General features: G+C 73.4%; 9 protein-coding genes. 7 read left to right on the forward strand and 2 right to left on the reverse strand.

Going from position 1 to position 20,709, the window contains the following annotated elements; all coding sequences use genetic code 11:
• Nucleotides 1–13: 13 nt before the first annotated feature.
• Complete coding sequence (locus WMF45_RS42870) at nt 14–1,975, reverse strand: alpha-amylase family glycosyl hydrolase (protein WP_437712270.1); 1,962 nt, start codon at nt 1,973–1,975, stop codon at nt 14–16.
• 605 nt (nt 1,976–2,580) lie between these two features.
• On the opposite strand from WMF45_RS42870, the gene WMF45_RS42875 reads away from it, so the two are divergent.
• The 5 genes from WMF45_RS42875 to WMF45_RS42895 all read left to right on the forward strand — a co-directional run bounded on the left by WMF45_RS42875 (nt 2,581) and on the right by WMF45_RS42895 (nt 15,067).
• Nucleotides 2,581–6,117 carry an AAA-like domain-containing protein gene (locus WMF45_RS42875; protein WP_437712272.1) on the forward strand — a complete coding sequence of 1,179 codons (3,537 nt, stop codon included), beginning with the start codon at nt 2,581–2,583 and terminating at the stop codon, nt 6,115–6,117.
• Nucleotides 6,118–6,444: 327 nt separating this feature from the next.
• Complete coding sequence (locus WMF45_RS42880) at nt 6,445–10,104, forward strand: protein kinase domain-containing protein (RefSeq protein ID WP_437712274.1); 3,660 nt, start codon at nt 6,445–6,447, stop codon at nt 10,102–10,104.
• On the forward strand, nt 10,101–13,367 hold the full coding sequence (locus tag WMF45_RS42885) for a hypothetical protein (RefSeq protein WP_437712276.1): 3,267 nt from the start codon (nt 10,101–10,103) through the stop codon (nt 13,365–13,367). Before WMF45_RS42880 ends, WMF45_RS42885 begins: the two co-directional genes overlap by 4 nt.
• Nucleotides 13,367–13,981, forward strand: a complete 615-nt coding sequence (locus WMF45_RS42890; RefSeq protein ID WP_437546227.1) for a hypothetical protein — start codon at nt 13,367–13,369, stop codon at nt 13,979–13,981. Before WMF45_RS42885 ends, WMF45_RS42890 begins: the two co-directional genes overlap by 1 nt.
• A gap of 168 nt (nt 13,982–14,149) precedes the next feature.
• Nucleotides 14,150–15,067, forward strand: coding sequence for a hypothetical protein (locus WMF45_RS42895; RefSeq protein WP_437712278.1), 918 nt, complete (start codon nt 14,150–14,152; stop codon nt 15,065–15,067).
• 99 nt (nt 15,068–15,166) lie between these two features.
• Here WMF45_RS42895 and WMF45_RS42900 read toward each other — a convergent pair whose 3' ends face one another.
• Nucleotides 15,167–16,690: an MFS transporter gene (locus WMF45_RS42900; RefSeq protein ID WP_437712280.1), complete on the reverse strand. Its 1,524-nt coding sequence runs from the start codon at nt 16,688–16,690 to the stop codon at nt 15,167–15,169.
• Between the two features lie 513 nt (nt 16,691–17,203).
• On the opposite strand from WMF45_RS42900, the gene WMF45_RS42905 reads away from it, so the two are divergent.
• Both WMF45_RS42905 and WMF45_RS42910 read left to right on the forward strand, forming a co-directional pair.
• Nucleotides 17,204–18,316: a tyrosine recombinase XerC gene (locus tag WMF45_RS42905; protein WP_437719636.1), complete on the forward strand. Its 1,113-nt coding sequence runs from the start codon at nt 17,204–17,206 to the stop codon at nt 18,314–18,316.
• The gene (locus tag WMF45_RS42910) at nt 18,313–20,625 is read left to right on the forward strand and encodes a sulfatase-like hydrolase/transferase (RefSeq protein WP_437712282.1); all 2,313 of its coding nucleotides are present in this window, start codon (nt 18,313–18,315) and stop codon (nt 20,623–20,625) included. Before WMF45_RS42905 ends, WMF45_RS42910 begins: the two co-directional genes overlap by 4 nt.
• Nucleotides 20,626–20,709: the final 84 nt, after the last annotated feature.

A 20,709-nucleotide genomic window follows, 5' to 3' on the forward strand; every position in this document is an offset into this window, starting at 1 on the left:
GTGCCAGGCAGGATCAGAGACCATGGATGACCTGGTCTTCCGGGATGAGCAGCGCCCCGCTCATCGGAGGCAGCTTGACGGTGACAGCGCCGTTCGCGCCCGCTCTAGTTGTCTTTTTTTCGGGCGAGAGCACGTCGACGAGCACGGTCCCCCGCGCCAGCCCCGTCGTCATCGCCGCCCCGTTGAAGCTCGTCGAGCTCTGCTTCCGGGGGTGCGTGTTGAGCACCACGAGCGCATAGTCGCCGTCCGGCTCCCCCCGCTCGAACGCGAAGATCCCCGCGTCCTCGTCCCCTTCGCCCGTCCGCTCCGTCGACCAGCGCACCCGCTGCTCGCCGGCGGTGAGCGCCTGGTAGCCCCTGCGCAGCGCCGTGAGCCGCTGGACCCACCGGAAGAGCGGGCGCTCCATGTCATAGCCGCTCTCCCAGAGATCTTCGCGGTTCGCCGGATCGTCGCCGCCGCTGAAGCCCTGCTCCGTGCCGTAGTACAGGCAAGGGATGCCTTCCTCCGTGAAGAGGAACAGGAGCGCATTCTTGAGCGCCGCCTCGGGATCGGCCTTGAAGGGCGAGGCGCCCGGGCCGACATGGAGGAAGCGCGGGACGTCGTGGTTGTCGATGAAGTTGACAAGCGCCTTCAGCGGCGGGACGCCGATGCCGTTCGCGTTCGGCTCGGCGCCGTAGTTGAGCGCCCGCGCGTCCCAGAGCTCCTCGATCCGCCGCGTGGCCCGGGCGTCCCGGAAGACGTCGTGGAAGACCCGATAGAGCTGAGGGAAGTACAGCACGGAGTCGACAGAGTCCCCCGTGATCGGCGCGGCGCCCGGACAGCCCCCCTCCGCCTCGTCGCTGTTCTCGCGCTCGAGATCGCCGCCGAGCGCTTCGTCGTGCGGATGAGCCGGGACCTCGTGCTTCGTGAAGCTGCCGACGAGGTCGTCCTTGCCGTCGAAGGCCTCTCCGAACATGAAGAAATCGGTCTTGCCGATCGCCGCCAGCTGCAGCCGGACGTTCTGCGTGAAATAGCGCCAGAACGCGTGCTCGACGTGCTTCAGCGTGTCGATGCGGAACCCGTCGACGTCGGTGAGCTCGACCCAGCGCACGAACACGTCGACCATCGCCCGCTTCACGTCGCAGCGGGAGGTGTCGATGTCCTTGAGGCCGCCCGGGAGATCGCCGTGCACGAGCTGGTCGACATCCTCGAAATCGAGGATGCGCCCCTTGCGGTTGTAGACCTCGGGGTCCTGGAAGAGCTCGGGCTGCGGCGGGAGGTGGTTGGTCGCGGGCTCGTGGCGGAAGACGATCGGCGCCGGACCCGACTTGCCGAGCGACGTCCGCGCCTGGACGCCGCGGGGGTCGAACTCAGGATCGTACTCGTTCACGGCCTCGAGCTGGAGTCGCCCGTCCTCGCCGCTGCCGTCCACACCCTCGTCGGGCTGCCCATTCTCGTTGATGTCATAATAGAACAGCTGGCCGACGTGGTTCGTCACGATATCGAGGATGACCTTCATGCCGCGATCGTGAGCCGACGCGACGAGACGGCGCAGCGACGCGAGATCACCGAAATGGGGGTTCAGCTCGGTGAAATCCTGCGTCCAGTAACCGTGGTATCCGTCGACGCCGGCGTCGGTGTCGACGTTCTTGACGATCGGCGAGATCCAGAGCGCGGTGACGCCGAGCGCCTCGAGGTAGGGCAGACCCTCCTCGAGCCCCTTCCAGTCGCCGCCGTGCCACCTGCCCGGCGCCGGGGACACCCGGGTGTTGTTCCCAGCGTCGCCGTCGGCGAAGCGGTCTATCAGCACCTGATAGATGATCTCCTCCCGCCAGTCGCTCGCGTGCACCCCGAGCGAGGTCGACCGCGCGGGCCCCTCGTCGAGCTCGGCGCACGCCGCCGCGAGGAGCGCGAGCGAGGCGGCCCCGGCCGCCCGCGCGAGGGCGGCCGCGCGCGCCGTCCGCCAGAGGGAGAGTCTCGATCGCCGCCGGTCCATCGTGATCACCTTAGCTCGGCGTGTCGAGCCATCACGCATCCACGCGAGCCGACACACGCGCCGGACGAGAGCCCATCTCGACGGATGAGCCCGATGGGCAGCGGCGCGGCCGGGTCAGGCCGCCCGCGCGCTCCGGCAGGTGCTTCTGGAGCGTCAGGCAAAGCCGTAGTATCCGCAGGAGCCTTCCGAGCCGCGGAGCGCAATGCGCAGACGAGCAGCGGCACGGCGGCCGGCGCGACCACGACGCGATTCTGCCCCGCCCTCAACACGCCTCGCACGGCGCGAACGCTACACCAGCAGCGGTGGCCCGGTCCACAATTTCTGGACGTAAAAAGCGGGTTTTCTCGGCGCGACACGATGGACGCACACGCAATCGCGCCGCGCGCAACGCAGACGCGCAGGCGCGCAGGCGCACAGCCGGGGCGCGCGTCGCCTGCGCCTTCGCCGACGAATCCCGATCGTGTGGGCGCCAGCCCATCCGGTCGACGCGACATTCGCGTGACATTCACCGCGCCGTCGCGAGCCCTGTTGTTTCATCGCGGACGCCAGCGACACGGGCTGTCGTTCCGTTGACGGTCCTGGCGTCGCATGGCACCGTCAGATTCGTGACCTTCTCGGCGCCTCCCGACCTCGATCAGGCGAAGGCCAGTGCCGGAGATCACAGGCGCCGGTTCCAGGCGGGCGGGACCGTGGGCGAGGGTGTGATCTATATCGAGCGCCCCGCGGACAGAGAGCTCTTCGAGGCGCTCCTGCGCGGAGAGCTCTGCTATGTGCTGTCGACCCGGCACACCGGGAAGTCCAGCCTGCGACTCCAGGTCTCGACGCGGCTCCGCGCCGAGCAGGTGGAGTGCGCGAGCGTCGATCTCGGGGCGCTCGGCACCGACACCACCTCGCCGGTGAGCTGGTACCTCGGGATCGCGTCGGAGATCGCCGAGCAGCTCGGGCTGGAGCCGCCGGACGAGTTCTGGGATGCCCACTGGCACCTCGGGCCGGTGCACTGCTGGTTGCGCTGGCTCGAGGACGTCGTGCTCGTGGAGATCTCCTCCGCGATCGTCCTGTTCATCGACGAGGTCGACGCCACGCTGGCCCTCCCGTTCTCGCGGGACGATTTCTTCGCCATCCTCCGGGCCTTCGTGAACCGGCGCGCGGAGCGCCCCGCCAACGCCCGGCTGACGTTCTGCCTGCTCGGGGCGGCGGCGCCCTCGGAGCTCGTCGCGGATCCGGCGCGCGCGCCGTTCAACATCGGCCGCCCGATCCGGCTCGACGACTTCACCCGCGCCGAGGCGCGCGGCTTCCGCGCGGGCCTGGAGGGGCTCGTGGCCGACCCCGACGCGCTGCTCGACGCGGTCTTCGGGTGGACCTCGGGGCACCCCTACATGACGCAGCGGCTCTGCGCCGATCTCGCCGGAGAGCGGCGCGATCTCGACGTCGACGAGGCCGTAACGCGGCGGTTCCTGGACCAGGGCCGGACCGAGGACCCGAACCTGCGCCACGCGGAGCGGTGCCTCGAGGCGCAGGGGCCCCGCTGCGGGCGGGCGCCGGCGCTCCTCCAGCTCTACAGGCAGCTGCTCGACGGCCACCGGGTGGGCGTCGACGCCGGCGACCCGGTCCAGCGGGCGCTGCTGCTCTCGGGGCTCTCCGTGGAGCGGACGGCGGCCTCGGGCGCGCCGTACCTCGACGTGCGCAATCGCGTCGTCCGCAAGGTCTTCGACCGGGCGTGGGTCCTGTCGCGGGAGGCGGACCGAGCCACCCGGGAGCCGCTCGCGCGCTGGCTGTCGCACGGGCGGAGAGACGACTACCTCGTGGGCGGCGCGGCGCTCGCGGAGCTCACGTCGTGGTGCGACGGGCGAGCCGACCTCTCGGCGGAGGAGAGGGCGTTCCTCTCCGCCTGCGCGCGGGCGGAGGGCCAGAGGCGGTCGACGCGGCGGCTCATCACCGTGCTCGCCGTCGCCGTCACGCTGCTCGGCGGCCTGACCCTCGTGCTGCTCTGGCAGATGGGGAAGGAGGAGCGGGCGCTCGTCCGCGCGCAGCAGGAGTCGCGCGAGAACGACGCCCGGCGGCTCGCGGCCCAGTCGGCGAAGGAGCGCGCCGAGGGCCTCTTGCCCCGCGCGCGCCTGCTCGCCGTGGAGGCGGCCCTCGCCGCCAGGGCGAGCGGCCGCCCCGCGGGCCCCGCCGTGGTGCAGGCGCTCGGCGACGCGGTCTGGGGCCCCGCCGTCGACCAGGAGGTGCTCGTCGGGCACGGCGGCGCGGTCCACCACGCGGCCTTCAGCCCCGACGGCCGCCTCGTCGCCACCGCCTCGGCCGACGGGGCCGCGAGGATCTTCCGCCTCGGCGGGCGCGACGAGCCGCTCGTGCTGCGCGCCGCCACCCCCGGCGGCGTCGTCGCCGTCGCCTTCAACAACGACGGGAGCCTCCTGGCGACCGCGTCGACCGACGGCGCGGTGCGCCTGTGGCGCCCCGACGGCCACGAGGTCCGCGCGCTCGGCACGAGGGACGCCGCGCCGACCAGCGTGGCGTTCAGCCCGGATGGCAGCCGCGTCGTCGCGGGGACGACGGGCGGCGCGATCTACGTGTGGCGCCTCGGCATGGAGGGCGAGCCGCCGCTCGTCGTGCCCCTGGGCGAGCGGCTCATCCGGCGCGCGGTGTTCAGCCACGACGGGGCCCGGATCCTCGCCACGGCCATCAGCGGGACGGTCCACGTCGTCCGCGCCGACGGGCACGGCCCCCCCGCGGAGCTGAAGGGGCACGGGCCGGGCGTCGAGAGCGCGGACACGAGCCCTGTGGACGACCGCATCGTCCTCGCGTCGGGCGACGGAACGGCGCGCATCCCCGGGGCGGACCGGCGCGAGCCCGTCGTCCTGCGCGGTCACGAGGGCGCGGTGCGCAGCGCCGCGTTCAGCGCCGACGGCGGCGCTGTCGTCACGGCCTCCGCGGATGGGACCGCGCGCGTCTTCCGCGCGGACGGCAAGGGGGCGCCGATGGTCCTCGAGGGCCACGAGGGGGTCGTGAACAGCGCCGCCTTCAGCCGCGACGGCGCGAGCGTCGTCACCGCGTCGGAGGACGGGACCGCGCGGGTATGGCGGCTCGACGGGCCGGGTGAGCCGCTGCTCCTGCGCGGCCATGCGGGGCCGCTGACCGGCATCGCCGTCAGCCACGACGGCAGCAGGATCGCCACCGCGGGGACCGACAAGACCGCCCGCGTCTTCCGGGCCGACGGCTCGGGCGAGCCCGTCGTCCTCCGCGGGCACACGGAGCACCTGCTCAGCGTCGACTTCAGCCCCGATGGGAGCCGCCTCGTCACCGGCTCGGCCGACAAGACGGCGCGGATCTGGCGCGCCGATGGGCGGGGCCAGCCGATCGTGCTCGGGGTCCACGACGACCGGGTGGTGGGCGTCGCCTTCAGCCCGGAGGGCACCCGGATCGTCACGACCTCGTGGAACGGCATCCTGCGCGTGTTCGAGGACGGCGTCCCGGGCGAGCCCGTCGTGCTGCGCGACGAGCGCGCGGGGCTGCTCCGGGCGGCGTTCAGCCCGGATGGTCAGCACATCGTGGCGACGTCGGGGCCCAGCGTGAAGGTCTGGCCCGCGGACGGCCGCGGCGCCCCGCGCGTCCTCCCGTCGGGGTACGAGGACCGGGCGATCGCCGCGATCGCGGTGAGCCCGGACGGGAACCATGTCGCGATCGCCGCGCTCGACGGCGGCGTGCGGCTGCTCCGCGTCGACGGCCAGGGCCAGCCCCTCCTCCTGAGCGGCCTCGGCGCGGCGGTCCGGACCGTCGCGTTCAGCAGCGACAGCGCGCGCCTCGTCGCTGTGTCGAGCGACGGCATCGCGCGGGTCCTCCCCGTCGACGGGCAGGGCGAGGCGATCACCCTCCGCGCCGAGGGCGTCACGCTGACGGACGCCGTGTTCAGCCCCGACGCCGCCCGCGTCGTGACCGCCGCGAACGACGGCGCGGCGCGCGTCTTCTCGATCGCGGCCGAGCCGATGCTGATCGCGCGCGCGTGCGCCTACGCCGGGCGCAACTTCACGCGCGAGGAATGGGCGCAGCTCATGCCCGGCATCGACTACCGCGCCACGTGCCCCGAGTGGCCAGGCGCCCCCGAGCAGGACGCCGGCGCAGCGCCGCGGCTGGACGTGCGCTGAAGCAGGAATCGTCGGTGATTGCCCGGGCGTGTCGGCGCGCCCCGCGGCGGGCCGTGATGGTCTCTATCGGCAGCACGCGAAACGTGAACCCACGTGAGCCCACGTGAACCAACGTGACCCCACGTGAACCAACGTGAACCAACGTGAACAGCGCGCTGCGCGCTGCGAGGCGCCTGGCAGCAGCCCCACAGGATGCCTCTCCCACCTTTATTCCGTGCGGGCGGACGTTCTTGTCATGGTTCGCGCTTCAGCGGGAACCATGTATGCTCGGCCAGGCTTGCTCGCCCTCTGCCGCGCACTGCGCGGACCCTGATCGCTGCCCGGTCTATGGCCCCGCTCGACCCGCACGCCGAGGAGCCGAACCTCGTGGACACCGCCGCTGCGCGGATCGGGACAGCCCTGAACGCCAAGTGGCGTCTCGACGATCTGCTCGGCGTCGGCGGCATGGGCGCGGTGTTCGCGGCGACCCACCGCAGGGGGACGCGGGCGGCGGTCAAGGTCCTCCACATCGAGTTCGCGCGCAACGCCGAGCTGCGGGACCGCTTCCTGCGCGAGGGCAAGATCGCGAACCGGGTCGATCACCCGGCGCGCGTCGCCGTGGTCGAGGACGACCTCAGCGACCGCGGCGAGCCGTTCCTCGTCATGGAGCTGCTCTCCGGCACCACGCTCCAGCGGCTCGCGAGCAGCGCCGGCGGCACCCTCCCCATCGCCCAGGTGCTGCCCGTCTTCGACGTCGTGCTCGATCTGCTCGAGAAGTGCCACTCGATCGGCATCGTCCACCGCGACATCAAGCCGGCGAACATCTTCGTCACGAGCGCCGGCCACGTGAAGGTCCTCGACTTCGGCATCGCCCGGATGCGCGACCCCGAGCGGCAGGCCACGCGCGCGGGGCTCACGTTCGGCACGCCGGCCTTCATGTCGCCCGAGCAGGCGATGGGCGTGTCCGGCATCGACGGCCGGTCCGACCTCTGGTCGGTCGGCGCGAGCCTGTTCACCCTCCTGTCGGGCAAGCGGCTCAACCGCGGCCGGAGCGAGTCCGAGTCGTATTTCCTCGCCGCGACGCAGACCGCGCCGTCGATCGCGACCGAGGTCCCCGACCTGCCGGTCGAGATCGTGGCGTTCGTCGACAAGGCGCTCGCCTTCGAGCGCGGGGGCCGCTTCCAGAGCGCCGCCGCGATGCGCGGCGAGCTCCGCCGGCTGACGGCCGCGCACGCCGCCGGCCAGCTGACGCCCTCGCGCGAGAAGAAGGCGCCGCGCGTGCTCGTCCGCGGCAACGACACCATCGACGAGGACCAGGAGCCGCCGTCGATCGTCGAGCAGACCTGCCAGCGGCTCGTCGGCGTCTGGAGGCAGCTCGCGCTCGTGCTCAGCAACATCCGCCAGTACGGGTGGAACCACCCCCACGTGAACAAGGGCATCCACTTCGCGTTCGACGAGATCACGCGGACGCTCTCGCAGAACCCCCTCGGCGTCCGCTGGGAGGTCACCCCGAGCGCGTTCACCTCGGGCGGCCAGCCGATCTGGCAGCCCGACAGGCCCCCGTTCGATCGCATCCCCTACCAGCTCTTCGCCGACGGCGTCCGGAAGATCCAGATCAAGGCCGGCATCACCGAGGCCGAGCTCCGCGATTTCGCCGCCATCCTGCTCCGCGACCAGAGCTTCGGCATGAGCGAGGACGACGACGCCGTGACCGCGCTCTGGGACCGGCGCTTCGAGCACATCGCGTACATGGCGATCGACCAGTTCGCCGGGGGCGACGCGGACCTGGAGGATTTCGAGGAGCAGTGCCAGGAGGTCGCGGTGGGGGCGCGCGCCCTCGCGCAGATCGAGAGCCTGTGGGACGAGAGCTCGCTCGCAGGCAGGGCGCTGCAGCGGAACGTCGAGGCCGCGCTCGCGGAGACGGGCGCGGCCGCCTCGGCGCTCGCCATCGACCCGCTGACCCGGAGCACCCTCGGCGCCCAGATCGCGCTGCCGTCGGAGCAGTGGAACGAGCGGTACATGGACGCGTTCGTCGATGGCTACGTGGACGCCGTCCGGCACGGCGACGAGGACCGCATGACGGGGGCGCTCACCGCGTGGACCGCCGACCAGATCGTCCTGCACAGCTACGAGCTCGCGTTCGAGGTGCAGACGATGCTCCGGCGCGCGTTCTTCACGCGGCTCGACGGCATGCAGCGCGGCGCGGCGGGCGCGGCAGGTGCGGCAGGTAGATCAAGCGCCGCGCTGCCGCAGCTCTCGCCGCGCGCCGTCGACCGGACGCTCGCGCACGCGATGTTCCCGGTCGAGGCGCTCCGGGCGATCCTCAACGATCTCGCGACGGCTCCCCCGGAGGAGCCGGCCACCGGCGCGGCGGCCACGGGAGCGCCGGCCACCGGCGCGGCGGGCCACGGCGTGGCGGCCGCAGGCGCTGCCCTCGGCGGCGCGGCGGCCGCCGGCGTGGCGGCGCAGGCCGGCGTGGTCCGGAGCGCGGCGCAGGCCGGCGCGAGCCGGAGCGCGACACAGGTCGACGCAGGCCGGAGCACGGCGCAGGCCGGCACGAGCCGGAACACGTTGCAGGCCGGCACGAGCCGGAACACGTTGCAGGCCGGCGCGAGCCGGAGCGCGGCGCAGGCCGGCGCGAGCCGGAGCGTGGCGCCGCTCGACCCGGCGATCGTCGAGGGGCTGGCCCACGCGCTCGACGTGCTCGAGGACGGCTCGCTCTTCAGCGCCGCATGCCAGTGCCACGGCGCTGTGCAGTCCGAGCGCCTGCGCGAGGTCCTGTTCGCCTACATGCGGCGGTGGGCGCCGGGCCGGGAGGCCGAGCTCGGGGACCTGCTCTCTCGCGCCCCGGCCCCCCTCGCCCTGACGCTCCTCCAGCTGCTCGCGCAGCTCAAGACGCCCGGCGCCCTCGCCGCGCTGGAGGCCGGCTTCGCGAGCCCGCACGTCGAGGTGCGCATCAACGCGCTCGCCGAGCTCCCCGACGCCGCCGCGGGCGAGGGCGGCTCCGCGAGCTCCGCCGCCGAGCGCGTCCGGGAGGAGCTCCAGAAGCTCCTCGACGACCCCGCGCCGCCGGTGCGCTGCGAGGCCCTGCGCCTCATCGGCAAGCTCGGCGTGCTCGCCGCGGGTCCGACGCTCGTGCGGCGGATCGTCGCGCCGTCGTTCCACGACCTCTCGGGGGCAGAGCGGCGGCAGTGGCTCGAGACCGTCGCGCAGCTGAACCCCGCGCGGGCCGAGAAGCTCGCGATCGAGCTGCTCGAGAAGCGCCAGCTCATCCCGTCCGAGGCGATCGAGCAGACCCGCGAGCTGGCCGCGCACTTCCTCTGCCAGGCGCGGAGCTACGAGGCGCTCCGCGCGGTCAAGGAGGCGACCAAGCCGCGCTGGTGGAACACCCCGCCGGTGCGCGACGCCGCCGCGCGCGCCGCGGTCGCGATCGCCGCGCGCCTCGTCGCGCCGACCCGCCCGAGCGATCGCCCGCTGGCGCAGGCGTACCCGGACGCGGGCGCGCCGCCCTCCCGCGCAAAGCGCTCGTACTCGCCCGTCTCGGTCCGGCGCGTGAGCCCGGGCGGGCCGCTCAGCCTGCCGGACCAGCTCGAGCCGTGGAGCACCCCGCGCCCCGGATCCATGTCCCCGAACGGCGACGCCGGCCGATCCGCCTACCGGCCGCCGCTCGTGTCGCCGGTGCCCGCCTCGACAAACGCCGCCTCGGCGCCTCCCACCTCCGTGCCGTTCAGCCGGCGTGGGCCGCCGCCGCCTTCCTCCACGTCGTCGACCTCCCCGACGGCCGCGCCGCCGCCGATGCCGCCGTCGATGCCGCGCCCGGCCGCGCCGCCGAGGTCCCCCGCCCCGCCCTCGAGCGCCAGCGCCGCGCCGTACAGCGTGCGGCAGGGCCCCGCCTCGTTGCCGTTCGGCGCGCCCTCCCGCACGGCCATCGAGCCTGCGCCCGGCAGCGCGGTGCCCTCGACGAAGCCGGCGCCGTCTCCGTCGCCCCGCGGCGGGAGGAAGCCGTGAGCGAGGAGAAAGCCAACCTCCACGAGAGCACCGGCGACACGGCGATCTCGGGCGTGAAGGCCGACGGGCGGCGCCGCGCGGCGCTCGGCCTCGTGCAGATGATCTACCGGCTCGCGAAGGCGTGCCTCCTGCACAGCGACTCGAACCAGGCGGTGCTGTCGCTCGTCCCGTCCGCGATCGACAGCATCGTCCAGTTCTGCGAGCTGTCGGGGAGCGAGGCCGCGACGATCGTGTTCGCGGGCAACACCCTCTTCATCAACGGCCAGATGCTCCGCGCCTCGCGCGAGACGTACGAGGTCGCCCTGGAGCTCGGCAGCTTCTTCGAGGCCTGCGACGTCTCCGAGCTCGTGCTCGACAAGGCGGTCCGTCGCGCCGAGCTCGCCGCCTTCGCCCGCCTCCTCGCCGACGCCCAGCGCGACCGCAGCATCGCCGCGCGGCTCCTCCAGTCGAGCCTGCGGGGCGTCCGCGTCCGCAAGCTCACGAACCCGTTCCCCGGCGGGGCCATCGACGGCGACGGCACCCGCATCGGCCGGATCAGCCGCACCTACGCGGCGGCGATCCTCGTGATGCGGTCGTTCTACGCAGCCCTGCGCTCGTCCCCGGCGATCCTGCCGCAGCGGGTGAAGCGCGTCGCGCAGAAGCTCGTCGCCGCGGCCGAGGAGGACGCGCGCCTCCTGCTCTCGGTCGCCGCGGGCAAGATCGCCGACCCGGACGAGGGGGGCCTCAGCGTGTCCACGGCGATCGTCGCGCTGGGCATCGCCCGGCAGCTCACGACCGACAGGAGGATGCTCGGGAGCCTCGTCACCGCGGCGCTGCTCTACGACGTGAGCCGGCTGCGGCTCACGGGGGTGCTCGCCGGCTCGGCCGACGGCGAGGAGCCCGTCGCGCGCTCTCTCCTCGAGCGCGGCCTGAGCGACGACGAGAAGGAGCGGCTGCCCGCGAGCGCGGCCGTCATGTTGACGGCGCTCGGCAAGCTGCACGCGCCCTCGATCACGCGCACGGTGATCGCCTACGAGGCGCTCGCGCTCCGGCAAGGCGGCCGGCAGGGCCCGCTCTACGGCGGCCGGCGCAGCCCCACGGTGCTCGCGCGGATCCTGGCGGCCGCCCGCCAGTTCACGGAGCTCCGGACGGCGCCGTTCCCGACGATCGAGACGGCGTCGGGCGGCGCCTCGTCGCTCGACGCCGTGCTCCAGCGCATGATCTCGGGCGCCGAGAGCGCGACCGACCGGGCGATCGGCAAGCTGCTCGTCGGCGCGCTCGGCATCATCCCGACCGGGACGTTCGTGCAGCTGAGCACCGGCGAGCTCGGGGTCGTCCTCTCGACGCCGCTGTCGCCCGCGCACTTCGCGCAGCCGCCGGTGCGCGTCCTGTTCGACGAGCAGGGCCACCTCCTCGGCGCGCCGTTCGACGTCGACCTCTCGCACCGGGCGCCGGGCGCGGAGCCGTGTTTCATCGTCCGGCCCGTCGAGGTCGAGCCTCACCACGAGCGGGCGATCCGCGCCGCGTTCGGCTTCCGTTCCGGGAGGGGCGCCGCGGGGGTGGAGTCGCGCGTGACGGCCGCCGCGCCGGTGCTCTTCGGCGACGAGGTCCCGCCGACGGAGCCGGGCGACACGCTCGCGCCGCGCGCTGTCCGCTCGGAGGAAGGCGCGCGCGCCGCGCAGGCGCGCAAGGAGGCCGCGTGGCTCGGCAGGCCGCTCGCGGGCTCCGCGCAGGCCGGGTCGTCGCCGACCAGCATGCAACCCCGGCAGCCGGCGCCGGCCGAGCGCCCGGCGCCGGCCGAGCGGGGCCGCGACGAGAACCTCATCTCGACGCAGCCGCCCCCCTCGACGGCGGCGGCGCGCGCGGCGATGGCCGTCCCTCCTCCGCCGCGGTTGCCGCGGGATTCGCGGCCCTTCGGGCAGGTCGCGTCGACGAGGTACTCCGTGCCGGCGCCCGAGCCGACGCGCCCGTCGCGGCAGATCGAGCGCCGGGACGACGCGACGGCGCGGGACCCGGGCGTGGGCCAGCTGCCGACGATCGGCCCTCCGGCAGCGTTCCCGGCGTCGCGGAGGTCGGGGGATCTCCGGCTCGGCGCGTCGTCGCGCCGGTCGGATTCCCGCGTTGATCCGGAGGATTGGGACTGGGACGACGAGCTCCCGACCATCGATCCGCCGCCGCCGGGGCCGCCGCCCACCTCGCGGAGCCCTTCCTTCGCGTCCGAGCCGCCGCCCGCCAGCGCGCTCGATCACGCGCCCACGTACACCCCGCCGCGTCCTCCCAGCCACGCGTCGGACCGCGCCCCGGGCTATCCGCCGGCGCATCCTTCCACCCACGCGTCGGACCGTGCCCCGGGCTATCCGTCGCCGCATCCTTCCACCCACGCGTCGGACCGCGCCCCTGCCCCTCGCTATCCGTCGCCGCATCCTTCCAGCCACGCGTCGGACCGCGCCCCTGCCCCTCGCTATCCGTCGCCGCATCCTTCCAGCCACGCGTCGGACCGTGCCCCTGCCCCTCGCTATCCGTCGCCGCATCCTTCCAGCCACGCGTCGGACCGCGCCCCTGCCCCTCGCTATCCGTCGCCGCATCCTTCCAGCCACGCGTCGGACCGTGCCCCTGGCCACGCGTCGCCCCGCGCCCCTGGCCCCACGCCCGCCCGGGCCTTCAGCCACGCGTCGGACCGCGCCCCTGGCCACGCGCCGCCCCGCATCCCCAGCCCCACGCCGGCCCGGGCCTCCAGCCACGCGCCGCCCCGTCCCCCCAGCCCGCCGCCGGCCCGTGCCTCCAGCCATGCGCCGGGCGGTGCCCTAAGCTACGCCCCGGAGCCTGTCCCGACGGAGCGGAACGCGCCGCGCGCGTTCTCCAGCGCCGGCTCCGGCTCGAGCCTGGACGAAGCGGACCTGACGTGGACCGACGAGCTGCCGACGCTCGATCCTCCCCCGCCGCCGAGCACGGAAGAGCTCGAGCGCGATCGGCTGCTCGCGGCGTACCTGGCCGAGCGCACGCCCTTCCCGCAGGCGGGTCTTCATGAATGGAGCTCGGCGCCCAGCGAGGCGCCGGGGCGCGCCGAGGCGGACGTCGACGGCAGGTGGCGCGGCGACGCGCTGTCCCAGCGGCCGGCGCCCGACTCGCGGGCGATGGCGCCGATCACCATGGCGCCGATCACCATGGCGCCGATCAGCTCCAGCTCCTTGGGCGCCACGAGGCGCCCGCGCGCGCCCATCCCGCGGGAGGAGCCGGAAGACGACGGGGGTGATCCTCCGGCGCCGGAGGGGCGGGACCGCTGATGGCCTGGCCCGCTGCGGCGAGCCGCGGGCTCGCCGCGCTGCTGCTCGCCGCGCCGGCGTGCGCCGACGACGGCGGGGATCCCCCGCCGGTCGAGCACGCCTGCAAGCTCGGGTACCTGGGCGAGGAGGGCGCCGACATCCGCATGGAGGTCATCGCGCTCGACTCGAGCGACGCGGCACACCCGGTGAGCGACGGCGACGGGATCGACATCATCATGCCGCCGCAGGGCGGGCGGGTGCTCTTCCTGGGCGTCCGCGCGACGAACCTGAGCGCCTGCGGCGTCCAGCTGTCCGGCTCGCTCCGCGATCCCGCGTCCGGGCGTGTGATGTCCGAGTCGAGGACGGTCAACCTCAGGCCGACCGGCGACGGCTGGGGAGCGAGCGTCGACGCCGACATCTCGACCTTCGCGAACGTGGGAGTCTGCCCGAACAACTGGTCGGGCAGCGACATCTTCGATCACGACTACGAGATCGAGGTGCAGGTGAAGGACAGGGAGGGCCGGACGGCGAAGCAGGTGCGGCAGGTCCGGCCGGCGTGCAACGAGCCCGAGTTCGAGGTCGAGTGCCGCTGCATCTGCAAGCACGGGTACGTCCTCGGCGAGGCGTGCGAGTAGGCCGGAGCGCTGCGAGTCCAGCAGCGGAGTGGCTGATCCGAAAAATAAAAAATCGTTCACAATGCGATCTCGTGATGCGCATGCACCACCGCGCGTAAGAGACGAAGCGGCGAAGAACACGGCAAAACGCGCTGGTTCCCGTGGACACGCTCTGTTACTGAGCCGCGCGTGGGGCAGCCGGACCAGTTCGCCAAACGCACCTTTGCCGCAGAGACGGAGCGGATCACGGGCGGTGCTGTCACATGGCAGGATCCGCCCGAGATCGGCCTGGTGAAGGTGCAGAGCGATGGGCTCCTGCTCGTACGCCACCCCGACCGTATTGCAGCGCTGCCCGCCCCGTGGCCAGAGGCCGGGAGCCACGAGGAGGTCCTGGTCGAGCTGAAAATGCCAGGAGATCATCTCGATTTCCCGGCCGTGGAGCGCGCGCTGCTCCGGCGGCAGGCAAGGCAGGTGCAACGGGCGGAAGAGAGCACTCATGCGTGGTCGGGCCAGGAGCCGCTCTGGCTCGTCGCGCCGCACGTGCCCGACTGGCTGCGGGCGCAACGCGCGCTCGTCGCGATCGGGCCGGCTTGCTACCGTGTGGAGCCGTCGAGCTTCCCCTTCCTGTGGATCGCAGCCAACGACCTTCCGCTGCGCGACGAGCTCGTGCCCTTCCTGGTTGCCCGCTCCGGACGGGCGCTCGACGAGTTTGCCCGGTGGGTCGCCTCGCGAATGCCGCTCGCGTGGGTGCTCGGCATGGTAAGATTCACCGCGATGTCGGCGACCGTGCGCGAAGAGCTGTTGTGGTGGGTTGGCAAGGGTGAGGACCCCGAGGTCAAGGCGCGGGAGCGAGAGATCCTTCAGGCTCTGCTCGGGGCAAACCCGGACGTACAGCAGAAGCTGGTCGAGAAGGGCATCGAGCGGGGCATCGAGCGGGGTCGCCTCTCGGAGGCCCGAACCGCGCTGCGCAGGGTGCTCGCGCAGCGGCAGCTCGCGCTGCGTCCTGAGGAGGACGCACGCATCGAGGGCTGCGCCGAGCTCGAGGTCCTGGAACGGTGGCTCGAGCGCGCCGTCACCGCCACGACGGCGGCCGAAGCGTTGACGTAACCGCAAGCTGCCCTGCCTGGGGGTGCCGCTCGTGCGGCGACCGGCCGCGCCGGCCGGCGCCAGGCCCCCGCCTCGCCCGCACCGGCGCGGCCACGCGCCCTACACGTCGAGGTCCTTCCACCGCCTCGAGCGCCGGGAGAAGATCAGCATCCCCACGAGCGAAGCGACCCCGATCGCCGCGAACGAATACCAGATCTCGTAAGGCCGGTAGGTGTCCCAGAGCAGGCGCGTGGCCTCCGCGGCGTCGATGTGCAGCGTCTCCTGCAGCGTCCTGAAGGCCTGCTGGCGCGACACCCCGAGGAGCTCCGAGAGCGACGCCGCATCGCCGTCCCAGGCCTTCCCCTTGGCGACATCGGTCTTCTCGGCGAGGTAGCGCAGGGCCAGCGTGGCCTTCTCGCCCCGGGTCCCATAGAGGATCCCCGCCATCTGCGCGCCGATCGCGGGGCCGATCGCCGCCGGGATGTTGACGTAACCGAGATAAAGCGCCTTCTTTCCCTTCGGCGCGATGAGCGCGAAATACTCGCTCTTCTTCGGGCCGGTCAGCATCTCGCCGATGGAGAAGAGCAGGATGCCCACGAAGAGGACATAGAGCGACGTCGTGGTCCCCGCGACGAGGATGCCGAAGATGGCGACGAGGATGCCCAGCGTCATCGCCGAGAGCACCTTCATCCTCGCCACCAGGTACGAGAAGGGCACGAGGAGCAGGACGATGCTCACCGAGTTCAGGTTGATCACGTTCTCCTGCTTGAGCTGGACCCCGCGCGGATCCTTGAGCTCGAGCCACGACGCCGGGAGCCAGGGGTTGTTCTGCACGAAGGAGGTGCTGCTGATCCAGTCCGTGTAGAAGTTCGGCATCAGGTCCCAGAGCTGGTACATCATCAGCCAGAACCCCGAGAGCAGCAGGATCACGGTGATGAGCCGCGCGTCCCAGATGTTCTGGATCGTGTCCTTGAAGACCTTCCACGCCCCGGAGGTCTTGTCTGCGCCGGAGTCGACCTCCTTGTACGTGAACAGCATCAGGAAGTTCAGGGAGATGATGGCGGCGCAGCCATAGAAGACCCACGGCCAGCTCTTGCCGTGGAGGTAGCCGGCGAGCGGCGGGCCGATCGCCGCGCCCACGTTCACGAGCCAGTAGAAGAGGCCCCAGCCGACCGATGAGTTCGACTTGTCCATCGACTGGGCCAGGGTGCCCTGGATACCGGGCTTGAAGAGGGCCGTGCCCGTCGCGAGGATGACCACGCCGAGCAGAAAGCCGGTGAAGCTCCGCTGCGTCGCCATCAGCAGATAACCGATGATCTTCAGCCACACCGTGATGAAGATCGTGCGCTTGTAGCCGTACCGGTCGGCGTAACCGCCGCTGACCATCGGGAGCAGCGACTGGATGAGGGCCCAGACCATGTAAATGGTGCCCTTGTCCTGCTGGCTGAAGTGGAGCCCTCCGGGTTCGTCAGCCTGGGCGATGTAAATGGGCATGACGACACGCACGCCGTAGTAAGCCAGCCGTTCCCACATTTCCATGGTGCAGCCCATCCAGAAGGAGCGCGGCAGGCTTTTCAGGGTCTGAGCAAAGGAAAGCTTCGGCGGCGCCTCGACGGCCGGCTCGCTCACGGCGGCGTTGGTCATTTCATGCTCCTCGTGCGCCCGGGCCCCGGGCAAGCCCTCGTACCACACCGAGAGCGGCGTACACACCTGGATCCCAAGCGCGTCCCGCCGCGGTCCGTCAGGGGCAACCACGATTGAGCAGCTCCTTCGCAGCGAGCGAGCAGGCGTCGGTCTCACGCGCGTCGAAACAGCCAGTCTTCACCGCCGCGCTCTGCAGTCCGATCCACGCTTCGACAGCGCAGAGGATGGATCATCCTGGACAGCAGAGCCGGGAGCGAGCGGCGCTCGCGCCATGTCGCCCACCGGGTGGGGGGTTCCCTCGTGATCCGTGAGGGGCGTCTCTTGTCAGGCCATGGCGAGATGCCCCCTGCGACCTCCACCTGCCTGCCGCGGGACGTGGCGACCGCGGTCCCGTCCGGCCAGCGCCCGCCTCCCCTGCCGCGCCGCGAAGCGGCGCCGGCCGAGCGGCGCTCCACCTCGGCCGCCGGCGAGTCTTTGCCTGCGGCGGCGTCCTGATGGTAGGGCAAACCCGTGATGCACGCGCGGCGGAGCGGCGATCGATCCGGCGGGACCACGCTGGAGCAGGCGATCGCGCGTTTCCTGACCTACCTTACGGCCGAGCGGCGGGCCTCGCGCCACACCGTGGCGGCGTACCGGCGCGACCTCGAGCAGCTTGCGCGCTTCGCCCGCGAGAAGGCGGCCGCGAACGCCGATCACCGCCCTGCGCGAGCGCGCGGCAAGGCCCTGGCCCCCGGCAAGGCCCCGGCCCCCGGCAAGGCCCTGGCCCCCGGCAAGGCCCCGGCCCCCGGCGAGGCCCCGGCCCCCGGCGAGGCCCCCTCTCCGGACGAGGCCACGGCCGTGGATGGCCTCGACGTGCTCCTCCTGCGCAGCTGGCTGGGCTCGCTCGCGCGCACCCACGCGCCCGCCTCGATCGCGCGCAAGGTGGGCGCCGCCCGCGCCCTGCTCCGCTACCTGGAGCGGCGCGGCGAGGTCGACAAGAACGCGGCGGCCCAGCTCGCCCTGCCCAAGGTCCGGCGCCCGCTGCCGACCTTCCTGGACGTCGACGCCGCCGCCGAGGTCATGGAGATCCCGGGCGCCGAGACGGCCGAGGGGCTCCGCGACCGCGCCATGCTGGAGACCCTCTACGGCGCGGGCCTGCGCGTCTCCGAGCTCTGCGGGCTCGACCTCACCCACGTCGACCGGCGCCCGGCCGACAGGGCCGCGGTGCGCGTCGTCGGCAAGGGCGACAAGGAGCGGATCGTCCCGCTCGGCTCCCACGCCCTCGCCGCCATCGAGCGCTACCTCGAGCGGCGCGACGAGCTCGCCGATCCGACGACCGGCGCCCGCGACCCCCGCGCCCTCTTCCTGTCCCGCCGCGGCGCGCGCATCGGCGTGCGCCGCGTCCAGGCGCTGGTGCAGCGCTACGGCGCGCTCGGCGCCGGCCGGGCCGACCTGCACCCCCACGCGCTCCGGCACACCTGCGCGACCCACCTGCTCGACGGCGGCGCCGACCTCCGCGCCATCCAGAAGCTGCTCGGGCACGCCTCGCTCGCCACGACGCAGCGGTACACGCACGTCTCGATCGACCACCTGCTCAAGGTCTACGACGCCGCTCACCCCATGGCGCGGAAGCGGAGCCCGGCGTGAAGCGAGCCTCGAGCTCGCCGGGCCCCGCGGTCCCGACGCTGGCCCGCGCGTGGGCGGGGCGCCTCGCCAGGAGCGCGCTCGGCGCCAGCGTCTTCGGCGTCGTGGCCGCGTCGCTCGACGCCGGGTGGGCCACGGCCGGCGCCGGCGACGACGCCACCTTCCAGCTGGCCACCTACCTCGCCGACATGGGGGTGTTCGCGCCCGTCGCGCTCGTCGTCGGCGTGCTCGCGGGCGCCGCCGCGATCGTTGTCGACCCGTCGAACCCGCCGTCGCCGGCCACGCTCGTGGGCGCGCTCCGGGTGCGGGCGATCGGCCGGCCCGCCGACGTCGCGGCGTTCGTGCCGCTCGCGGTGCTCGCGGCCTTCCTCTGGATGACCCTGTGCGCCCACCTCGCCCGCGCCCTGCTCGGCCTCGAGGCCGCGCCCCTCCTGGTCGGCACCGCCGTCGCCGCGGGCGCGCTCGGCCTCGGCCTCATCGCGGGCCTCGCCGTCCTCGCCCTCACGCCGCCGCTCCGGCGCGCGCTCGCCACCGCCAGCGACGGCCGCCCCGCCTGGGTCGATCCGGCGGTGACGGGCGGCGTCGCGCTCGCGATCGCCGCGGCCCTGTTCGCGCTCGGGGTCGCCACGGGCGGCGTCTCGGGCGAGGGCGGCTTCCTCGGCGTCTACGGCATCTTCAAGCGCCCCGAGCTCGACCTGCGCGCCCCGGCGCTCCTCCTGGTCGTCGCGCTCGCCGCCTTCCTCGCGCCGGTCGCGGTCCGGACGGCGCGCGCGCCGGTCGCGCTCCTCGCCGCGCTCCTGCCGCTCGCGCTCACCGCGCGCGCCGCCTCGGCGCTCAACGCGGAGCCCGCGGTGGCGCAGGCGATCGAGCGCGGCGCGCCCGTCGGGGGCAAGAGCCTCGCGGTCCTGCGCCGCCTCGCCGATCGCGACGGTGACCGCGCGGCCGCCCTCTTCGGCGGCGGGGACTGCGACGACCGCGACGCGCGCGTCCACCCGCTGGCCGAGGAGATCCTCGACAACGGCGTCGACGACGACTGCTCCGGCGGCGATCTGACGGCCGCCGCGCTCGCCGCGCTCGCCCCCGCCCCCAAGGCGGCCCCGCGCGCCGACGCTCGCGGGTCGTCAGCCGCGCGCCTGCCGGCGGACCTGAACGTCGTCCTCGTCACCGTCGACACGCTCCGCTGGGACCTCGGCTACGCGGGCAACCCGCGGCCCGTGTCGCCGAACCTCGACGGCCTCGCGGCCCGCTCCACGGTGTTCGAGCGCGCGTACTCGCTCGCCTCCTACACGGGCAAGAGCGTCGGCCCGATGCTCATCGGCAAGTACGGGAGCGAGACCCACAGGAACTGGGGGCATTTCAACAAGTTCAGCGAGGAGGACACGTTCGTCGCCGAGCGCCTGAAGCGCGCCGGGGTGCGCACGATGAGCGTGCACGGGCACCGCTACTTCGGCACCTTCGGCGGGCTCGATCGCGGCTTCGACGTGGTGGACATGTCCGCGGCGCCGCCGGAGGGCGCGCCCTGGGACGTCGACAACAAGGCGACGAGCGCCGCGCTGACCGACGCCGCGCTGCGGCTGATCGGGTCGGCCGACAACACGGGCGGGCGCTTCTTCCTGTGGGTCCACTACCTCGACCCGCACGCCGACTACCTCCGGCACGACGACGCGGCGGGCTTCGGCGCGGCCTCGCAGCGGGATCTCTACGACGGCGAGGTGGCCTTCACGGACCGGCACATCGGCCGGCTGCTCGACGCGATCGCGGCGGCGCCCTTCGGCGGGCGCACGGCGATCGTCGTGACGAGCGATCACGGCGAGGCGTTCGGCGAGCACAAGATGTTCCGCCACGGCTTCGAGCTCTGGGAGGAGCTCGTGCGGGTGCCGCTGGTCGTCCACGTGCCCGGCGCGGCGCCGTCCCGGGTCTCGGCGCGGCGCAGCCTGATCGATCTCGCGCCGACGCTGCTCGATCTGATGCGGGTGCCCGGGCCTGCCGAGGGCGCGGCCGCGAGCGACTTCCTGTCGGGCGCGTCGCTCTTGCCCGACGTGTTCCTCGCCCCGGGCGAGCAGGCCCAGGCGCGCGACGTGCTGATCGACATGCCGGCGGGGCCGTACAACGACGCGCGGCGGTCGTTCCTCCGCGGCGACATGAAGCTGACGATCTCGGGCGGCGCCCGGTTCGAGCTCTACGACCTGGCGAGCGACCCGGAGGAGCGGAAGAACCTCTGGGGCACGACGGCGGCGAAGGAGATCGAGCCGTACTACGCGGCGGCGCGGGCGCGCCTCCGCGAGGTCCACGTGACCGGCGCCCGCAAGTGACCGGCGCCCGCAGGTAACCGCCACCCGGACGCGACCGCTGCGTGAAGCGGCCGGCCTGCGAGGCTGGGCCTGTGAGGCTGGCCG

The organism is Sorangium sp. So ce448 (genome assembly GCF_051520915.1).
Lineage (GTDB): Bacteria > Myxococcota_A > Polyangia > Polyangiales > Polyangiaceae > Sorangium > Sorangium cellulosum_B.